Here is a 17,605-nt window from a genome sequence, read left to right on the forward strand (position 1 = left end):
AAAATCCTTTGAAAACCGCCGTTTGACGGATGAATTTTTCAGGCCGCGCGGGTGGCGATAAAGGCTGCGGTGCCCGCCAGAATGCCGGCCGCCGTCCGGTTCAGGGCCTGCAATGCGCGCGGCTGCTTCAGCATGCTGCGGGCACGGGTTGCCAGCAGCATATAGGGGATCAGCACCGTCAGCAGGACGATGAAGGTCGCGGCCAGCAGCAGGCCATATTCGCGCAGGTCGATGGTATGGATGTCGATCAGCGTCGGCACCAATGCCACATAGAAGAGCATCGTTTTCGGATTGCCGAGGGTTACGAGCAGGCCCGAAAGAAAAGACATGCCCATGCTGCTCGATTTGCGCGCTGAGATATCCTGCGGCAGAAGTCCGGAAGTCCAGAGCTTGTAGGCGATGTAGCAGAGATAGATCACGCCTGCGAACTTGATGACCAGGAAGATCTCGGTGAAGGTCTGCGCCACGAAGGCAAGGCCGAGGATGACGGCGGTCAGGTAGGTCATGTCGCCAAGCACCAGGCCGAGCCCCATGAAGAAGGTCTCGCGGAAGTTCGAGCCCAGCGCCCGCGCCACGATCGCCGTGATACCCGGCCCCGGAATGGCTGCTGCAATGAACAGTGCGCCGCTATAGGCAATGAGCGCTGCAATCGTCATTTGTCTCTCCCTGATTGCCGCCTATTTACGTCCGTGCGAAATGGCTTTCAAGCGACTTCGAGAATGACGTCATGGGGGATGAAATGTCCAAGGCCTTGCTGCTGATCGATGTCCAGAATGCCGTGCTGGAAGGCATGGGCGCGAAAGAGCGTGTACCGGCGATCCAGGACGCCTACGATGCAATGACCAGGCGGCTCGCAGCCGTGCTCGCAAAAGCGCGATCGGAAGCCGTCCCGGTTATCATCGTCCAGCATGACGAAGCCGAAGGCGATCCGATCGCCAAGGGTACCAAGGGCTGGGAAATCAGGGCGGAAGTGGTGCCTGCGCCCGGCGAGCTGCTGATCAACAAGCGGGCTTGCGATGCCTTCTTCGAGACGCTGCTGGAAGCTGAGCTGCGCAGGCGCGGCATTACCCATCTCGTCATCGGCGGCTGCGTCACGCCCTTCTGCATCGACACGTCGGTTCGCCGCGCCGTCTCCCTCGGCTTCGATGTGACGTTAATCACCGACGGTCACATGAGCGGCGATATCGGAGCACTTGGCTTCGAGCAGATCATCGCGCATCACAACACCGTTCTCTGGGGATTCGGTGCCGGCTCTCACGGCGTCAGATTGTCAAAGGCCGCCGAGGTCAGCTTCTGACCACGCGCAGAAACCGCCCCGGCGTCCAGCCGAGGTTCATGCCCGCAGCGGCAAGCAGAATGATCGCCGCTCCCACCACCTGCAGGGGCTGCAGTGCGTGGCCGAAGGCGATGCGATCAACCGCGATTGCGGCAATCGGATAGATGAAGGACAGCGCACCGGTGAGATGGGTCGGCAGCTTCTGGATCGCGCCATAGAGCAGCACATACATCAGTCCGGTATGGACGACACCCATGGTCACCAGCAGCGACCAAGTCCCCGCCGCCGTAGGCATGGCGGAAAAATCGGCAAAGGGCGCCAGCATCAGAATGCCGGTCGAAACCTGGATGAGGGCGATCAGATGCGGTGGCGTGCCCTTCAGCCATTTGGCCGCCAGCGCCGCTAGCGCGTAGAAGAAGGCGGCGCCGAGCGCCAGCGCGATCCCCATGCCGTAGCTGCCGCTGATCGCGCCGCTATCCGGTTTCGCCTCGACGATCGTCGCCATGCCCGCGAAGGCGAGCCCGAGCCAGAACAGCTTCGTGCCGGTGATCTTCTCGCCGAGAAAGGCCGCACCCAGCGCCAGCAGCATGAAGGGCTGGGTATTGTAAACAGTGGTGGCGATCGAAATCGACGCATGTGAATAGGACGCAAACAGCATCAGCCAGTTCAGCACGATGGCGATGCCGCCGAAAACGGCGATGCCGAAGCTCTTCAGCGACAGCAGGCGAGGATTGAGAAGCCCGAGCACCGCGCAGATGACAAGCAGGCTGATGGCCCCGAACAGGCAGCGCCAGAAAACGACATTGCCAACCGGTTGCCCTGACATGATAACGAACCAGCCTATGCTGCCCGAAATCAGCATTGCCGCCGTCATTTCCGCGCTTCCTCGTCTGATCTCGCTCTGCATCGCAACTCTCCCGTGATAGAGGCGCAGATTATTGCGCAATCGCTGTTGTCTCTATATCGTATGAAGCAGAATGAAAGCGTCTCGCCTAATAAATTTAGGTGAAAGGATTGTTGTGGCTAATCCCGAAAGAATCGACGAAACGGACCAGAAGCTGCTGGATGCGCTCGCGGTCAATGCACGCCTCTCGCTGAAGGAACTCGCCCAGGCAGCCGGTATGTCTTCACCGAGTGCCGCCGAGCGCCTGCGCCGGCTGGAGGAGCGCGGCATCATCAGGGCTTTCACCATCGATATCGATCCGGCGGCACTCGGCTATCCCATGCAGGCGATCGTCCGCGTCCGCCCGTTGCCAGGTCAGCTGCATATCGTCAAGAAGCTGATCCAGGAAACCCCTGAATTCATCGAATGCGACAAGGTGACGGGCGACGATTGCTTCATCGCCCGGCTCGTCGTGCGCTCAATGGGAGAGCTGGATGGCATCCTCGACAAGATTGCGGAGCGCGCCGAAACCAACACGTCGATGATCAAGTCGTCGCCGGTCAAGCGCCGACTGCCGCCAGTTTGATCAGAAATCCGCCATCGGCGAGAGCATGGCGGGGCCCTGCAGCTCGAGGCCGTCCAGTCCGCGGATCATGAAATGCGTCCCGTGCGAAGAAGGCAGCGGCGCGCCGTTCCAGCCAAGCTTATCGGGGTTGAACAGGATTTCAGCGCGCGAAGGCTTGATGCCGAGCCCGCCGAAAATGGCGGCGAGGGAAGGGATCGAGGGCGCCAGCACATCGAGCAGGATAAAGCGCTCGCCATCGAGCTTCCAGGCAATGACCGCATCGAGCTTCTCGATGAATGTCAGCCGCACATCGGGATCGAACTGTGTATTGATCAGAAACATCGCCGGACTGCTGATAACGGCCAATGTGTCGGACACCGCCTCCCGCCGCGCCAGCAGATCCTGGAGCAAGGCGAGGTCAGCAGCGACCCGGGGATCGAGCGTCCTTGCGTCAGCGGCGCCATCCGGTTTCGGCGCATCACCCTCGAAGCTGTGCATCGGCAATGTCCGGAAGCCGTAAGGCTCATAGAGCGCAGGCTTGTCGGTATAGAGCACGATCGCCGCGAAGCCTTGCGCTTGGCACCAATCGAGCGCCTTCGTCGTCACGTCGCGATAGAGCCCGAGACCGCGCCAGGGCGGCCGCACGGCGCCAGATTGCAGGCCGGCTGCATTGATCCGGCGGCCGTTGACGATGATAGGCATGGCAAAGGCCGAAAGATTGGCGGCCAGCGTCCCGTCTTCGGCAAACCAGCCAAAGGGCATGCTGGATGGATCAGGCCCGCCGAGCTTCATCAAGGGGCCGATATCGATGCCGAAGGTGTCGTCTAGAAGCGAGACCAATGCCCGCCAGGCGGCGTGGTCGGCAAAGTAATCCTGCCGGAACGTCAGACTCGTCGTGTCAGGCGCGGCGCTCATACGCCGGTGGAGCCGAAGCCACCGGCGCCGCGTGCGGTGGCACTCGTCTCGGTGATTTCGGCAACGCGGACCTGGGTCACCGGCGCAATGATCATCTGGGCAATCCGCATTCCCCGGCTGATCTCGAAAGATTCGTCGCCGAGATTGATCAGCAGCACCTTCACCTCGCCGCGGTAGTCGCTGTCGATGGTCCCAGGCGTATTGAGGCAGGTGATGCCGTTCTTGAAGGCGAGGCCGGAACGCGGGCGGATCTGCGCCTCAAAACCTTCGGGCAACTCGAAGATGAAGCCGGTTGGTACGAGAGAGCGCTTGCCCGGCGCCAGCACCAGCGGTGCGCCGTCATCGACAGCGGCGCGCAGGTCCATCCCGGCAGCCCCTGACGTTTCGTAGGAGGGCAGGTCCAGCCCTTCGCCATTGGCGAGGCGGATGAGATTGAGCTTCGGGCGGAGGTCGTTTTGAATGTTCATGCGGGCATTAGTTTGCATCCGGTCGCCGAAGGTCAATTGCAAAGCCCGGCCTAAATCGCTAGATAGCCCGCAATTCCACAGGATTCACATGATGGCCGAAACACTCGCCGAGGCGGTCTCCCGCCGCCGCACATTCGCTATTATCGCGCACCCGGACGCGGGCAAGACGACGCTGACCGAAAAACTGCTGCTGTTCGGCGGCGCCATTCAGCTTGCCGGCGAAGTCAAGGCGAAGAAGGACCGCATCCAGACGCGTTCCGACTGGATGAAGATCGAGCGCGAGCGCGGTATTTCCGTCGTCACCTCGGTGATGACCTTCGAATATGCCGACAAGGTCTTCAACATTCTCGATACGCCCGGTCACGAAGACTTCGCCGACGATACCTACCGCACGCTAACGGCGGTGGATGCCGCCATCATGGTCATCGATGCCGCCAAGGGCATTGAGCCACGGACGCTGAAGCTCTTCGAAGTTTGCCGCATGCGCGACATCCCGATCATCACCTTCATCAACAAGATGGACCGTGAAAGCCGCGATGTCTTCGAAATTCTCGATGAGGTCGAGGAAAAGCTGGCACTGGATACCGCCCCGGTCACTTGGCCGATCGGCCGCTCAAAGAGCTTCTGCGGCACTTACCACCTCGCCGCAAACCGGGCGCGCGGATCGGACAAGGAAGATGCGATCGTGGTCAATGGCCTGCAGGCCGTGGCCGATCGCCTTCCGGAAAACGAACGCGCGGCTTTCATCGACGAGGTCGACCTCGCCAAGGAGGCGTGCCGCCCCTTTGATCGCCAAGCATTTCTGGAAGGCCACATGACGCCGGTCTTTTTCGGTTCGGCGCTGCGCAATCTGGGTGTGCGCGATCTGATCAACGCGCTTGCCGATTTTGCGCCGCCGCCGCGTGACCAGGTGGCCGATATCCGTACCGTTCATGCCAACGAAGACAAGATGACCGCCTTCGTCTTCAAGATCCAGGCGAACATGGACCCGAACCACCGCGACCGCATCGCCTTCGCCCGCATCTGCTCCGGCAAGCTGGAGCGTGGCATGAAGGCGCGTCTCGCCCGCACCGGCAAACAGCTCGGCCTTACCGCGCCGCAATTCTTCTTCGCCTCGCAGCGTCAGCTGGCCGATACCGCCTATGCCGGCGATGTCGTTGGTATCCCGAACCACGGCACGCTGCGCATCGGCGATACGCTGACCGAAGGCGAACCGCTGGTCTTCCAGGGCGTCCCGAACTTCTCGCCGGAAATCCTCCGCCGCGTTCGTCTCGAGGATGCGATGAAGGCGAAAAAATTGAAGGAAGCGCTGCAGCAGATGGCCGAAGAAGGCGTCGTGCAGCTGTTTTCACCGGAGGATGGCTCACCGGCGATCGTCGGCGTCGTTGGTGCTCTACAGCTCGACGTGTTGAAGGAACGCCTGCAGCAGGAATATGGCCTGCCTGTTTCCTTCGAAATGTCACGCTTCTCGGTCTGCCGCTGGGTTTCGTCGGAGAATGCCGCTGATCTCGACAAGTTCCTGACCGTCAAGCGCGGCGATATCGCCCGCGATCTTGACGGTGATCCCGTTTTTCTGGCGCAGGACAGCTTCTCGCTGCGTTACGAAGCCGAGCGTTTCCCGGCAATCAAGATGGATGCCATCAAGGAATATCACGTCGCCAAGGCGGCGTGATCTCGCCGAAATGCTGGGATGACTGCGCAATCATACTAATGTACATTAGATATTCGTAAATCGTTCATCCATGGGGGGCTGGCGAACGTGAGCACGAATATCGAGCTGGAGAATGCGCCTGCGAGTGGCGGCTGGCGTTTCAAATGTGGCATTGCGCTCTTTGCGCTGATGTTGCTGCTGGTCATTGCAATCCCGGTTCTGGCGATGTCCGGAATGCCGCCTGCGCGCGTCGCGGCGCTGACGGGCGCCATCTTTGTCGGCAACAAGATCATCCTTGTCGTGATGATCGCGGTGATGGGCAAGGCCGGCTTCCAGGAATTGAAGCGCACCCTCGGCGGCTATCTGCCATCGCTGAAAGACGAGATAGTCAGTCCAGTGCGCCATGTCGTTGGCCTGGTGATGTTCTGCTTGCCGCTCGTTTCTGCGCTGTTCGAACCCTATGTCGATAACATCTGGCCGGATTTTCGCCCGAACCGCTGGGAATTTCAGCTGCTCGGCGACCTCATGCTGATTGCCAGCATCTTCGTTCTCGGCGGCAATTTCTGGGGCAAGATCCGGGCCTTGTTTGTGCGGACCGCGCGCGCGGTAAACACCGCTGAGGGCATCCAAACCAGCTGATCATTCTCGCAGAGATTTCGGGAGGGGCGAATGGATCAGCAGGACAACAGAGCTGTGCAGGACGTTGCCGCGCCGGTGAGCGCACGAAACCCGCTGCGCCGGGCCGCGGTCTGCGTCCTCGTGTTTCTTGTCTTCGCCTTCGCGGTTTCCGTTTTCATGGAGCGCCGGACGCCAATAACGGCGCAGGCGACGGTCAACGCCTATGTGGTCGGCATCGCGCCTGAAGTTTCCGGCCGGGTGGTGGATGTCGCGGTTTCCGACAACAGCCCGGTCACCAAGGGTCAGATGCTGTTTCGCATCGATCCGCAGCAATACGAACTGGCGCTGGCGCAAGCAGAGGCGCAGCTCGCCAAGGTCGGCCAGTCGATCGGCGCCTCCATCGCCGCGCTCGATGGCGCCCAGGCGAAAGTCGTCGAAGCGCGCGCCGTACGCGACAACGCGCTGGAACAGGCCAACCGTTCGGAGGCCTTGCTGAAACGCGGGGTGATCGCGCAGACGCGGGCGGATCAGGCGCGGACCACGCTCCAGCAGGCGCAGGCGGGAGCAGCTGCGGCCGATGCAGAACTTGCGAGCGCCGAGAAAGAGCTCGGACCGGCCGGCCAGGATAACCCGCAGCTACAGGACGCTCTTGCAGCGCTGGAGCGGGCCAGGCTCGATCTGCTCCGCACCACCGTGCTCGCGCCCGCCGATGGCGTCGTCACCAATCTTCAGCTGTCCGTCGGTGGCTTTGTCAACACCGGACAGAGCGCCATCACCTTCATCGACGCCGGCACGATCTGGATAGCGGCCAACTTCAAGGAGAACAGCCTCGAGAATGTCGCAAGCGGCAACAAGGCCGAAATCCTGTTCGATGCGCTGCCCGGAAAGCTGTTTCCGGCCCATGTCGAAAGCGTCGGTTTCGGTGTCGCTCAGGGCAATGTCGATCCGAATACGGGCCTGCCGAAAGTATCGGATCAGAGCGGCTGGATCCGCACGCCGCAGAGCTTCCCCGTGCGGCTCATTCTCGACGGCGAGCGGCCGAAGGGTATTCGCTACGGCGCTCAGGCTAATGTGGTGATTTATACCGGAGACAATCCGGTGACCAACGCGCTGGGCGCATTGTGGATGCGCATCATCTCGGTTCTGACCTATGTCAGCTGACGCCGTATCGGGTCATCGCTGGTGGCATTCGCCTGAGGCTTCGCAAGGTCTTCGTGTGGCATTCGCCGCCACGCTCTCGTTTACTTGGTCCGTTGCCGTTGGAGACGCTATCCCGTTTCTCGGGGCGCTCTTCGCCGTCCAGTTCCTGCTGACGGATCGCACGCCGATGCCATTCGGCAAGGCACTCGGCATGGCGTTGATTGTGACGCTCACAGGGCTCTGCCTGCAGATGTTCCTGGCGGTCACCGCCGATCATCCACCGGTGATCCTCACCTTCCTTGCCGCGATTTACTTCCTTTGCTTTCTCGCGCAAGCGACAGGAAGGGCAGGCGCGCTGCCATTCATGATCCTCGTCGTCGCCGTCATGCTGCCGCTTCTGACGTTGCTGCATTACGATCTTGGCAGCTCGGTTCTCGCACTGCTGGTCGGGGGCATCGTCGAGGGCATCGTCTGGGCCTGGGTAGCACATGCCGCCTTTCCCCACCGCGGACTGACTGGCAGCGGCCAGCCGCCCGCTATTCATCACCAGAGACCGATACCCCGGGCGCTGGCAAGCGGAGCGATATTGCTGGGCGCTGTCGCCATCTGCCTGACAAATGATCGCTTCGCCACAGCGCTGGTCATACCGATTACCGTAGCGTCGATGCTGATGCAGCTGGATGTTCTTGCGGGCGCAAGAGCGGCCTTCGGCCTCATCCTTGTCAACATATTCGGTGGCGCTGCGGCGAGTGTAGTCTTCGGCTTCGTCACCCTGCGGCACTCGCTATTTTTTTTGTTCCTCAGTGTTTTTGCCGTAAGTCTGGTCCTCGCCGGCAGTGCGGTGTTGCCGCGGCCTTCCGCCAAGGTGTTTGCAGGTGCATTGACGATATTCCTCGTGGTGCTGGGATCGGGAATATCGCCGCTGCCCGGTACGGCGGCGGAAACATTCGCCACGCGCATCGGCTATATCATTCTCGCGACGCTCTACAGTCTGTTCATGGCCGCCTTGCTTTGGCCGGCCGAACGCCGGGTGGCCGCGGCTCTGCCGAAGGCACGGCAATAGTCCGAAAGGCTCACTCTCCGCGCGGATACCTCTGGCTCTCTTCGAGGATGTTGAGGTCCATGTGGTTGCGCATATAGCGCTCCGATGCCTTCTGCAGCGGCTGGTAGTCCCAAGGATAGTAGGCACCGTTGCGCAGCGCTTCATAGACCACCCAACGGCGGGCCTGGCTTTCACGCACGGCTGCGTCGAAGGTCTCAAGGTTCCAGCGGGCATCGGCTTGGGCCTTGAGAGACGCCAGGACTTCAACATAGTCAGGGTTCTCAGCGAGATTGTTCAGCTCGTATGGATCGGCGTCGAGATCGTACAGCATCGGTGGATCCTTGACGCAAAGCGAAAGCTTGAAACGGCCGTCGCGGATGCCGACAAGCGGCGCGATCGACCCTTCCGCGGCGTATTCCATTGGTACCGGGCTGCGGCTGCCGGTTCCCGTTGCCAGCAGCGCCAGATCCTCGCCGTCGGTCCATTTCTTCAGCGACGAGATGTCGAGGCCGGCGAGACCGGCGAGCGTCGGCGTCACGTCGAGCGTCGAAACCGGGCGGTCGATCTTTGCCGGGGTCCAGCCGGGCGCCGCGATCATCAGCGGCACGCGGGCAGAGCCGTCAAAGAAGCACATCTTGAACCACAGGCCGCGGTCACCCAGCATGTCGCCATGGTCTGATACGAAGAGGATGATGGTGTTGTCTGCCATCCGGCTGCGATCAAGCACGTCGAGGATCTCGCCGATCTTCTCGTCGACATAGGAAATATTGGCGAAGTAGCCCTGCCGTGCGCGGCGGATCTGCTCGGGCGTGATATCGAACGCCTTGTAGTCGCAGGCTTCGAGCAGGCGCTGCGAATGCGGATCGAGTTCCTCGAAAGGCAGAGGCGCAACGGCCGGGTTGAGCGCCGGGCAATCCTCGTAGAGATCCCAGAACTTGCGCCGGGCGACATAGGGGTCGTGCGGATGCGTGAAGCTGACGGTCAGGCACCAGGGTCGGTCGTCCTGGCGGCGTGACAGGTCGTAAAGTTTGCGGGTCGCGTTGTAGGCGACCTCGTCATCATATTCCATCTGGTTGGTGATTTCGGCGACGCCCGCGCCGGTGACCGAGCCGAGATTGTGATACCACCAGTCGATGCGCTCGCCGGGCTTGGTATAGTCCGGCGTCCAGCCAAAGTCCGCCGGATAGATATCGGTCGTCAGCCGTTCCTCGAAGCCGTGAAGCTGGTCCGGGCCGACGAAATGCATCTTGCCGGATAGCGCAGTCTGGTAACCGGCGGCACGCAGGTGGTGGGCGTAGGTCGGAATATCGGAGGCGAATTCGGCGGCGTTGTCATAGACGCGCGTCCGGCTCGGCAGCTGGCCGGACATGAAGGAGGCGCGCGCCGGGGCGCAGAGCGGGCTCGCCGTATAGGTATTGGCGAAGCGTACCGAGCGTTCGGCCAGCGCCTTCAGATGCGGCGCATGCAGGAAATCGGCAGGGCCATCTGGAAACAGCGTGCCGTTGAACTGGTCGACCATGAGGATGAGAATATTCGGGCGCGCCATGCTGTCATGTCCTGATGATGTGGAGCAAGGTCACGCGCGGTCTTCGAAGGTCGTTGCGTTCCGCCTGCTATTCGAGCATTTTATTCAACAACGGCTCACGGCCCTTGTGAAGCTGAAATTTTTCGATGCGTGCCAAAAGGATTTTTTATGGCTGAGCGGCCGGTGGATCTCGGATGGCTTCGTATTCTCGCGGAGATCGGCAGGCTCGGCAATCTGTCGGCGGCGGCTCGCGCTCTCGGGCTGACGCAGCCGGCCGTCAGCTACCAGATTCGCCGCCTCGAAGAGCAGATGAACGTCAGCCTGCTGCAGCGGCGTCATCGCGGGGTCGAATTGACGGTCGAGGGCCGCAGGCTCTTCGATGTCGCCGCCCGCACCGTCGGAGACGTGGACGCGCTTGCGCGCAGTTTTCGCAACGAGGCGGAGCGATCGACGGTGCGGCTGCGCACCGATTATGCCTTCTCGTCGCTCTGGCTGATTCCGCGCATGCATGGCTTCCGCCAGCTCTACCCTGGCATGGACATCCAGATCGTCGCCACCCAATTCGTCGAACAGGGCGTGCCGGACGCAAGCGACGCCGCGATCGTCTTTGGAAGCCGGCGCGAGCTTGGCGGACATGCCATCTTGCTGTTGCCGGAAAAAGTGGTGCCGGTCTGCTCGCCGGGTTTTGCCGAGCGGCACGGTCCGCTCGGGACGCCGGAGCGCCTCTCCGTCGCGCGACTTCTGCATCTGGATGCCCGCGGGACGCCGCCCTGGTTCGACTGGACGAGCTATCTCGACGAGTTCGCCATCAGCCGCAATGCCGCTGCCGCGCCCGGCGAGATCAGCTTCAACACCTATTCGCTGGTGGTGCAGGCCGCTGTCGGCGAACAGGGTGTTGCGATCGGCTGGATGGGGCTGGTCGATTCGCTGCTGGCATCCGGCATCCTTGTTGCGGCCGGCCCGATGGTCGAGGCCTCGGACCGCGGTTACTGGCTGGTGCCGCCGAAAGAGATGACGGAGGAGACCGGCAGGCTTATTGCGTGGCTGCAATCCGAAGTCGCGACCGCGTGAAGCCTAAGGCGCCAGATCCGTCAGGAAATCCCTGCACCATCGAGACACGTCGAATTCGAGGAGCTGATCCATCATCACTTTCCAGCGTTCCTGCCGCTCCTCCAGCGGCATGCTGAGCGCGCGCGCCAGCGCGTTGGCAGTTCCCTCGATGTCATAGGGATTGACGAGCAGCGCGCCTTTCAGCTGGCGCGCGGCGCCGGCAAAGCGGGAAAGCACCAGAACACCAGGATCCTCCGGATCCTGCGCCGCCACATATTCCTTGGCGACGAGATTCATGCCGTCGCGCAATGGCGTCACGAGACCGGCTTTGCCGAGCCGGTAGAGGCCGGCGAGAATGGGGCGTCCGACCGAACGGTTGATGTAGCGGATCGGCACCCAGTCGACGGAGCCGAGAGCGCCGTTCACCCGCCCGGCCTGCTCGGCGACCGTCCGCTGCATCGCCTCGTATTCCGGCACCTCAGAGCGCGATTTCGGCGTGATCTGAAGATAGGTCACGCGGCCCTGCTGGGCCGGGTTTGTCAGGATGAAATGCTCGAAAGCGTCGATGCGCTGCGTCAGTCCCTTGGAATAGTCGAGGCGATCGACGCCGATGATCAGGCTGCGGCCTTCGATGCTTTCGCGCGCTTTCCTGACCATGCTGTGGGTTGCCGATTTGCGGGCGAATTCGGCAAAGGCTGCCGTCTCGATGCCGATCGAATAGGCGCCGCCCTTGAAGGTCCGGCCATGCGAACTGAAGCGGCCATCGCCGAGCTCGTCGCCGATGCCTTCGCGGCGCAGGCAGCCCGCAAAATTCTCGAGGTCATGGTCGGTCTGGAAGCCGACGAGATCGTAATGCGAAAGGCCGCGCATGATCTCTTCGTGGACAGGCATGGTGAACAGCACATCCGCCGGCGGCCAGGGGATGTGCAGGAAGAAGCCGATCTTGTTTTTCAACCCCATCTGCCGCAGCTCGGCGGCCAGCGGAATGAGATGATAGTCATGCACCCAGATGACGTCATCGGGCTTGATCAGCGGCGCAAGCCGGTGGGCGAAGAAGCGGTTGACGCGGAAATAGCCCGCCATCTCCTTGCGGCCATACTCGGCGAGATCCAGCCGGTAGTGACAGATTGGCCAGAGCACGCGGTTGGCGAAGCCGTGGTAATATTCCTCGACATCGGTATCGGTGAGATCGGTGAGCGCATAAGTGATATTGCCTTGCTGGATTTCCTTCAGCTTTTCCGGCTCCTGCGCGCCGCTGGAATTCCCCGACCAGCCCATCCAGATGCCGCCGCGCTCTTCGAGCGCTGCCTTGAGGGCAACCGCAAGCCCACCGGCGGGCGCAATGCCGCCCTTCTCGGGAACGGGGACGCGATTGGAAACGACGACGAGACGGCTCATGAAAGGATCCTTTTCTCAGAAAATGTCTTAGATGCTGAAATGGTTCACGCCGTCAGCCGGGCGATCACATCGCGCACCGCAGCTGCGGACGGGAAGGAGGCCGTCGCCTCGCTGGCAGGCGCAAGCGGGCCGACACGAATCGACAGGCCACCAAGCCGGTTGACGGCACGAAACATCGCCTCGTCCGTCACGTCGTCGCCGATAGCGATGGCGCGCCGTCCTTCGAAGGGCGGCTGTGCAAGAAAGGCTTCGACGGCATGTCCCTTGTCGGCGCTTGAGGGACGGATTTCGATCACCATCTTGCCATGCTGGATGTGCCAGCCGGGCCCGGCACGGTCGAGCGCCTGCTGCATCAGCGGCTCCAGATCGATTTCCCGCTCCGGCGCCTGACGGTAATGCGCGGCGACCGCCGCACCTTTGTCCTCGATGAGGATGCCCGGCCAGCCGGCCGTCTGGGCGGCGAGATCAGCCTTCACGGCGTCGAAGGCCGCGGTTGCCGCGGCGGTCGTGAGCGTTCCGTCGGCATCGCGACGCTCGGCGCCGTGCAACCCGGCAATCGGAAAGCGGAGCGGTGCAAATAGGCTGTCCGCGTAGGCAAGGCCGCGGCCCGTGACCAGCGCCAGCGCACCGCCAAGTTTTTGCGAGAGAGCGTCGAGCTGGCCCGGGAGACGGGTGGGGACTTCGATGCCGTCAGGCGTATCTGCGAGATCGAGCAAGGTGCCGTCGATATCGAGAAAGAGCGCCCATTCGTGCGGCGCTCCGGCAAGTGCGGCAAGCATGGACTCCTCGCCTGAAGCCGCATCCGGCTCCGCGATAACAAGCGGCTGCTTTTGGTAGGACATGGGGTCTATCTAGGTCAGTGCTGCACTGCGGCAACCCTCATGCGCCAACCAGAGCCTAGTCCGCGGGCTGCGCTGTGCCGCTCAGCGCGTAGAATGCCTTCGCATCGGCCGTAAAGGCAGCCCGCTGTTCGGCATTCGTGTAGAACATGTGGCCGCCGCGATAGACATCCAGCTTGACGCGGTCTTTCGCGAGACTTTGCGGCAGGTGATCCACGATATAGCGGCTGACGCCATAGGGCGTGACGAGGTCACTGTAGCCATGAGCGATCAACAGATGGAAGGATGGGTTTGACGCCAGCAGCTGGCGGATATCGCCGGTTATACTGGCCTGCAGCCGCGATCCGCCGCCGCGTCCGCCCCATTCCCATTGACGGCTGATATCGCTGTCGAGCAGAGAATAGGTCATCTCCGTCTTGAAGCCGAGCTCGTTGCGGGCATAGCCGGAAAACTCACCGCCATAGGCGCGGGTGAACCCGTCGAGGATTGCATCGTCACCGCGATCATAGTCGGATTCGGGATAGGGATCGGGAGATGCGAAAGCCGCATCATAGGGGCTCATCACCTTACCGGCGGGTTTGCCGGAATGCTTGGCATAGGCGTCACCCAGAAAGCCGCGGTTGCGGGTGACGACATCCTCCGGGATGCCGGTCATTGCCGATATCTTGCCGTAAAAGGCCTTTGCCGTGTCGCCTGTTGGCTCCGGGCCGGCAAGCGTCGTCAGATAGTCGCCGAGCGCGAATTTTTCCGCCTCGCGCTGCGCATCCTCCGAAAAGGCGCCGCGGCGGTTCATGTCGGCGGCTGCGAGCGAGGGGAGCTCCAGAGCGGCACCCAACGCGAACTCGTCGGCATTGAACATCAACTGCGCCTCGATGAGCGGCGAGAGCATGACGGCGCCCGAAACGATGATTCCCTGGTTCTGCTGCAAAGCACCCGCGACCCGCGCCGCGCGGAAGCCGCCATAACTTTCGCCGAGCAGGTATTTCGGCGAATTGGAGCGGTTGTTGTGGGCAACGTAAAGCGCGATCGCCTTGGCGATGCTCTGCGCGTCCGAACCGACGTTGTAATAATCCTTGGCATCGTCGGCCTTCGCCGTCCGGCTCCAGCCGGTGCCGATCGGATCGATCAGCACAAGATCGGTAAAGTCGAGCCAGCTCTGCGGATTGTCGGTGAGCCTGGCATTGGCGCCGTCGCGCGCCTGCGGCCCAAAATCGAGGATGCGCGGGCCTACGAGGCCGAGGTGGAGAAAGGCAGATGCTGCCCCGGGTCCACCGTTGAACGCAAAGGTGATTGGGCGATTTGTACCCCCATTCTTGGCGGCATAGGCGGTGTAGAAGATCGCCCCCGTCTGGTTGCCGTCCTGGCCGAAGAGATCGAGTGTTCCCGCGGTTGCCGTATAGTCCAGCTTGCGGCCGCCGATCGTCGCTTGGTGCTCGGTCACAGCATCGCCGGGCAGCAGCTTCAGCACGCCCGGGCGTTCCTGGGACAATGCCGGTGCGGCGGCAAGGGATGCGGCGAGCGCGATCGTCAGCATGAGAGAGCGAAGCGGCAAATGATCTCCTCCGGCGGATTGGTCCAGCCCGGAGCTAACCTACCATCGCCTGCCGCGAAGGCTCATCAAGACATGGTGATCCCAGGGTGAGCGCAGCTCATCCCTCAGGTGAGCGCAGCTGATCCGCCAAGTAGCAAAGGTCTGCCTAAGGCGCCTCGATCGTCCTTGCGTTGACATGCAGCGCCCGCCCGGCGTTCCAGCCGTTGATCGCAGCACCAAGGCCGAGGATGACGAACAGCACCGCGCACCAGGCGAAACTGCCCGTCCAGCTGCGGATCATGCCGACGACAAGCGGGCCGATGGCGGCAAGCAGGTAGCCGACGCATTGCGCCATGCCGGAAAGATGGGCCGCGACATGGGAATCGCGCGAGCGAAGCACGATGGCGGTCATCGCCACGGCAATCAGCCCGCCCTGGCCGATGCCCTGCAGCGCCGCCCAGAACCAGACGGTCCAGAGAGGCGCAAACAGAAGACCGAGCAGCGCAACGACGGCGACGATGCAGAGCGAGGCGTTGATGACGCGCTGATCCTTGCCGCGCACGGCGATCTGCGGCGCAACCAGACATGCCGCGGCCTGAACCATGACCGACATGGAGACGATCGCTCCGGCGGTCACGCCGTCGAGGCCGCGTTCGCGGAGAATCGGCACCAGCCAGCCGAAGACGCAGTAGGCAAGGGCCGATTGCAGCCCCATGAAAAGCGTCACCTGCCAGGCGAGCCTGTCGCGCCAGAGACCTTCGACACGGAAGCCGCTGCGCTTGGCGGTGTTCTTGGTGCGCAGCACCTGTGGAAGCCAGATCAGTCCGACGGCAAGGGCGGGTAGGGCCCAGATGGCAAGCGCACCGGAAAGAGAGCCGCCCAGCATATGCTCGGCCGGCAGCGTCAGCCCGGCGGCGCTGGCAGCACCGGCGCAGAGCGCCATGGTGTAGCAACCGGTCATCAGCGCGGCCCGGTCTGCAAAGTCGCGCTTCACCAGACCCGGCAGCAGCACGTTGCCGACGGCGATGCAGCCGCCGGCAAGGGCAGTTCCCAGAAACAGCAGCGGTATCGAGTTCAGACCGCGCATCGCCGTTCCAAGCGCCAGCAGGAAGATGACTCCGAGAAGCGTCCGCTCCGAGCCGATCCGCTGGGCAAGCCGTGGTGCGAGCGGCGAAAAGGCGCCGAGGCAGACGACCGGCAGGGTGGTGAGCAGGCTGGCGCCGAGCGCCGAAAGACCGAGGCCGGAGCGAATCTCGGGAAGCAGCGCTGAAGCGCTGGAAAAGACTGGCCGGAGATTGAAGGCAATCAGCACCAGACTCACGCCAAGCAATATGCGGGCTGTTGCGGAAAGTTTCGCAGGTGGCTGAACCGGCGGCACGCTGTCTGCTTCGGCATCGATCAGTTGCTCGCCGGACGCATCGAAAGCATGCGCGGCATCGGCGTGAGGGGTATTCATGAAAGCAGCATCCGGTCCAGTGCGGCGATGACGGGGGCCATGAAGCGGCGAACCGCCGCATCCGCCCGTTCGGGATCGCCTGTTTCGATTGCATCGACGATATCGGCATGCGCCTGCATATCCGGCTCCGGCACGTCCTGGCCGAGCGTCGCCTCGATGGTCTCGGCGATCGATGCGGAGAAGAAATCGTATATTTCGATCATCGCGCGGTTTTGCGATGCGGCGATAACCGCCTGATGAAAAGCCAGATCGCGCCTGATGAAGGCAGCCTTGTCGCCGCCCTCGTAGTTGCCGCGCTTTTCGAGCAGCGCTCGCAATCCGGCGATAATCTCTGGCGTCTGCCGGAGGCTCGCCAGACGCGCAGCCTCGACATCCAGCGCGCAACGCGCCTCGAACTGGTCGCGCAGGCTTGAGCGTCTCGCCATGGTGAGCGGGCGGCTGGCGTCGGCTGTCGACAGCACGTAGGTGCCGGACCCCTGTCTCGTCTCAAGATATCCCTGTGACGCCAGGACGCGAACTGCCTCGCGCACGGTCCCGCGGCTGACGGACAGCATGCTGCAGAGGGCAGCCTCGTTCGGCAGCTTTTCGCCCACGGCCCAGCGCTTGGCGACGATTTCGCTGCGGATCGCTTCGATTGCCGTATCGGCGAGATTGGTCTTGCTCAGAGGCTGCATCGGCATATTCATAAAGTCATCAGATGACTTTATGAATATGCCCGGTGGCTGATGAGGTCAAATGGATTCTGCCGGACGTGAAAAAGGGCCGCTTTCGCGACCCTTTCCATGAGTTTGGCCTTGAACTGGCCGGACCGTCAAAGCGATCCTAGGAAGGTAGGCTTTAGAGCGAGGGCTGCCCCGCTTTCGTCACCACTTCCATGCCTGCTACAAAGACCGAAATCTCATTAGACATTGGATCACCTTCCTTTCATTTCGTTGAACACACCTTGAAGGTAGGCCGATTCGCCGTCGATGCAAGAAAAAATCGGCAGTCCGGCCGAAGTGGCGAGATGGCGCGGGTTTTCCCCGCTACGTCTCAAAGGTGTTTTCCAAGAATAATCAGCGCGATGCCACCACGCTTATTGATCTCGCCGTTCACGCTGAAATGCTGGCGGCTACGCAATGTGATCGCCGGCTTCGCCAACAATCGGTCACAAACGCTTGCCAGCTCTACAACCCTTAAGTTTTTATTCACCACGTCGCCCGACAATCGGGCCTCGTGTTTTCGGGCATTCCTGCTGCAGAGACGGCGG

Annotated in this window: 18 protein-coding genes; 7 read left to right on the top strand and 11 right to left on the bottom strand. The window is 62.1% G+C overall.

The features are described from left to right. Positions 1 to 38: 38 nt before the first annotated feature. Complete coding sequence (locus AB4Z25_RS07185; protein WP_112538381.1) at positions 39 to 656, bottom strand: LysE family translocator; 618 nt, start codon at positions 654 to 656, stop codon at positions 39 to 41. An 83-nt stretch (positions 657 to 739) separates the two neighbouring features. Here AB4Z25_RS07185 and AB4Z25_RS07190 point away from each other — a divergent pair, with 83 nt between their 5' ends. Next, on the top strand, positions 740 to 1,297 hold the full coding sequence (locus tag AB4Z25_RS07190; protein ID WP_112538628.1) for a cysteine hydrolase family protein: 558 nt from the start codon (positions 740 to 742) through the stop codon (positions 1,295 to 1,297). Here the strand turns inward: AB4Z25_RS07190 and AB4Z25_RS07195 are convergent. Continuing rightward, complete coding sequence (locus AB4Z25_RS07195) at positions 1,287 to 2,183, bottom strand: DMT family transporter (RefSeq protein WP_112538382.1); 897 nt, start codon at positions 2,181 to 2,183, stop codon at positions 1,287 to 1,289. The two genes, AB4Z25_RS07190 and AB4Z25_RS07195, sit on opposite strands and share 11 nt — an antisense overlap. Positions 2,184 to 2,253: 70 nt before the next feature. Between AB4Z25_RS07195 and AB4Z25_RS07200 the strand changes: the two genes are divergently transcribed. Further along, entirely contained in the window at positions 2,254 to 2,745 is a 492-nt protein-coding gene (locus AB4Z25_RS07200) for an Lrp/AsnC family transcriptional regulator (RefSeq protein WP_442207918.1), read from the top strand. Here AB4Z25_RS07200 and AB4Z25_RS07205 read toward each other — a convergent pair whose 3' ends face one another. Continuing rightward, positions 2,746 to 3,639, bottom strand: a complete 894-nt coding sequence (locus AB4Z25_RS07205; protein WP_112538384.1) for a GNAT family N-acetyltransferase — start codon at positions 3,637 to 3,639, stop codon at positions 2,746 to 2,748. Next, on the bottom strand, positions 3,636 to 4,106 hold the full coding sequence (gene dut, locus AB4Z25_RS07210; protein WP_112538385.1) for a dUTP diphosphatase: 471 nt from the start codon (positions 4,104 to 4,106) through the stop codon (positions 3,636 to 3,638). Before dut ends, AB4Z25_RS07205 begins: the two co-directional genes overlap by 4 nt. Positions 4,107 to 4,197: 91 nt before the next feature. Between dut and AB4Z25_RS07215 the strand changes: the two genes are divergently transcribed. The 4 genes from AB4Z25_RS07215 (at position 4,198) to AB4Z25_RS07230 (ending at position 8,578) form a co-directional block, all read left to right on the top strand. Further along, entirely contained in the window at positions 4,198 to 5,778 is a 1,581-nt protein-coding gene (locus AB4Z25_RS07215; protein WP_112538629.1) for a peptide chain release factor 3, read from the top strand. An 87-nt stretch (positions 5,779 to 5,865) separates the two neighbouring features. Next, complete coding sequence (locus AB4Z25_RS07220) at positions 5,866 to 6,396, top strand: transporter suffix domain-containing protein (protein WP_112538386.1); 531 nt, start codon at positions 5,866 to 5,868, stop codon at positions 6,394 to 6,396. Positions 6,397 to 6,426: 30 nt separating this feature from the next. Further along, positions 6,427 to 7,536, top strand: coding sequence for an HlyD family secretion protein (locus tag AB4Z25_RS07225; RefSeq protein ID WP_112538387.1), 1,110 nt, complete (start codon positions 6,427 to 6,429; stop codon positions 7,534 to 7,536). 166 nt (positions 7,537 to 7,702) lie between these two features. Further along, positions 7,703 to 8,578 (top strand): DUF2955 domain-containing protein, encoded by an 876-nt coding sequence (locus AB4Z25_RS07230; RefSeq protein WP_442207919.1) that lies wholly within the window; start codon positions 7,703 to 7,705, stop codon positions 8,576 to 8,578. Positions 8,579 to 8,588: 10 nt separating this feature from the next. Here the strand turns inward: AB4Z25_RS07230 and betC are convergent, their stop codons facing one another. Then, on the bottom strand, positions 8,589 to 10,103 hold the full coding sequence (betC, locus tag AB4Z25_RS07235) for a choline-sulfatase (RefSeq protein WP_112538389.1): 1,515 nt from the start codon (positions 10,101 to 10,103) through the stop codon (positions 8,589 to 8,591). Positions 10,104 to 10,250: 147 nt separating this feature from the next. On the opposite strand from betC, the gene AB4Z25_RS07240 reads away from it, so the two are divergent. Further along, entirely contained in the window at positions 10,251 to 11,153 is a 903-nt protein-coding gene (locus AB4Z25_RS07240) for a choline sulfate utilization transcriptional regulator (protein ID WP_112538390.1), read from the top strand. A 3-nt stretch (positions 11,154 to 11,156) separates the two neighbouring features. On the opposite strand, the gene otsA is transcribed toward AB4Z25_RS07240, so the two are convergent. From otsA to AB4Z25_RS07270, 6 genes are all read right to left on the bottom strand, one after another. After that, a complete protein-coding gene (otsA, locus tag AB4Z25_RS07245; protein ID WP_112385205.1) occupies positions 11,157 to 12,530 on the bottom strand; it encodes an alpha,alpha-trehalose-phosphate synthase (UDP-forming) in 1,374 nt (457 codons plus the stop codon). 44 nt (positions 12,531 to 12,574) lie between these two features. Then, complete coding sequence (gene otsB, locus AB4Z25_RS07250; protein ID WP_112538391.1) at positions 12,575 to 13,372, bottom strand: trehalose-phosphatase; 798 nt, start codon at positions 13,370 to 13,372, stop codon at positions 12,575 to 12,577. A 55-nt stretch (positions 13,373 to 13,427) separates the two neighbouring features. Continuing rightward, the gene (locus tag AB4Z25_RS07255) at positions 13,428 to 14,903 is read right to left on the bottom strand and encodes a S10 family peptidase (RefSeq protein ID WP_442207994.1); all 1,476 of its coding nucleotides are present in this window, start codon (positions 14,901 to 14,903) and stop codon (positions 13,428 to 13,430) included. Positions 14,904 to 15,066: 163 nt separating this feature from the next. Further along, entirely contained in the window at positions 15,067 to 16,356 is a 1,290-nt protein-coding gene (locus tag AB4Z25_RS07260; RefSeq protein ID WP_112538393.1) for a CynX/NimT family MFS transporter, read from the bottom strand. Beyond that, entirely contained in the window at positions 16,353 to 17,030 is a 678-nt protein-coding gene (locus AB4Z25_RS07265) for a FadR/GntR family transcriptional regulator (protein WP_112538630.1), read from the bottom strand. The genes AB4Z25_RS07260 and AB4Z25_RS07265 overlap by 4 nt, the downstream gene beginning before the upstream one ends. A 358-nt stretch (positions 17,031 to 17,388) precedes the next feature. Continuing rightward, on the bottom strand, positions 17,389 to 17,562 hold the full coding sequence (locus tag AB4Z25_RS07270) for a hypothetical protein (protein WP_162698718.1): 174 nt from the start codon (positions 17,560 to 17,562) through the stop codon (positions 17,389 to 17,391). Between the last annotated feature and the right edge of the window lie 43 nt (positions 17,563 to 17,605).

The organism is Rhizobium sp. RAF36 (assembly GCF_052114105.1).
Taxonomy (GTDB): domain Bacteria; phylum Pseudomonadota; class Alphaproteobacteria; order Rhizobiales; family Rhizobiaceae; genus Rhizobium.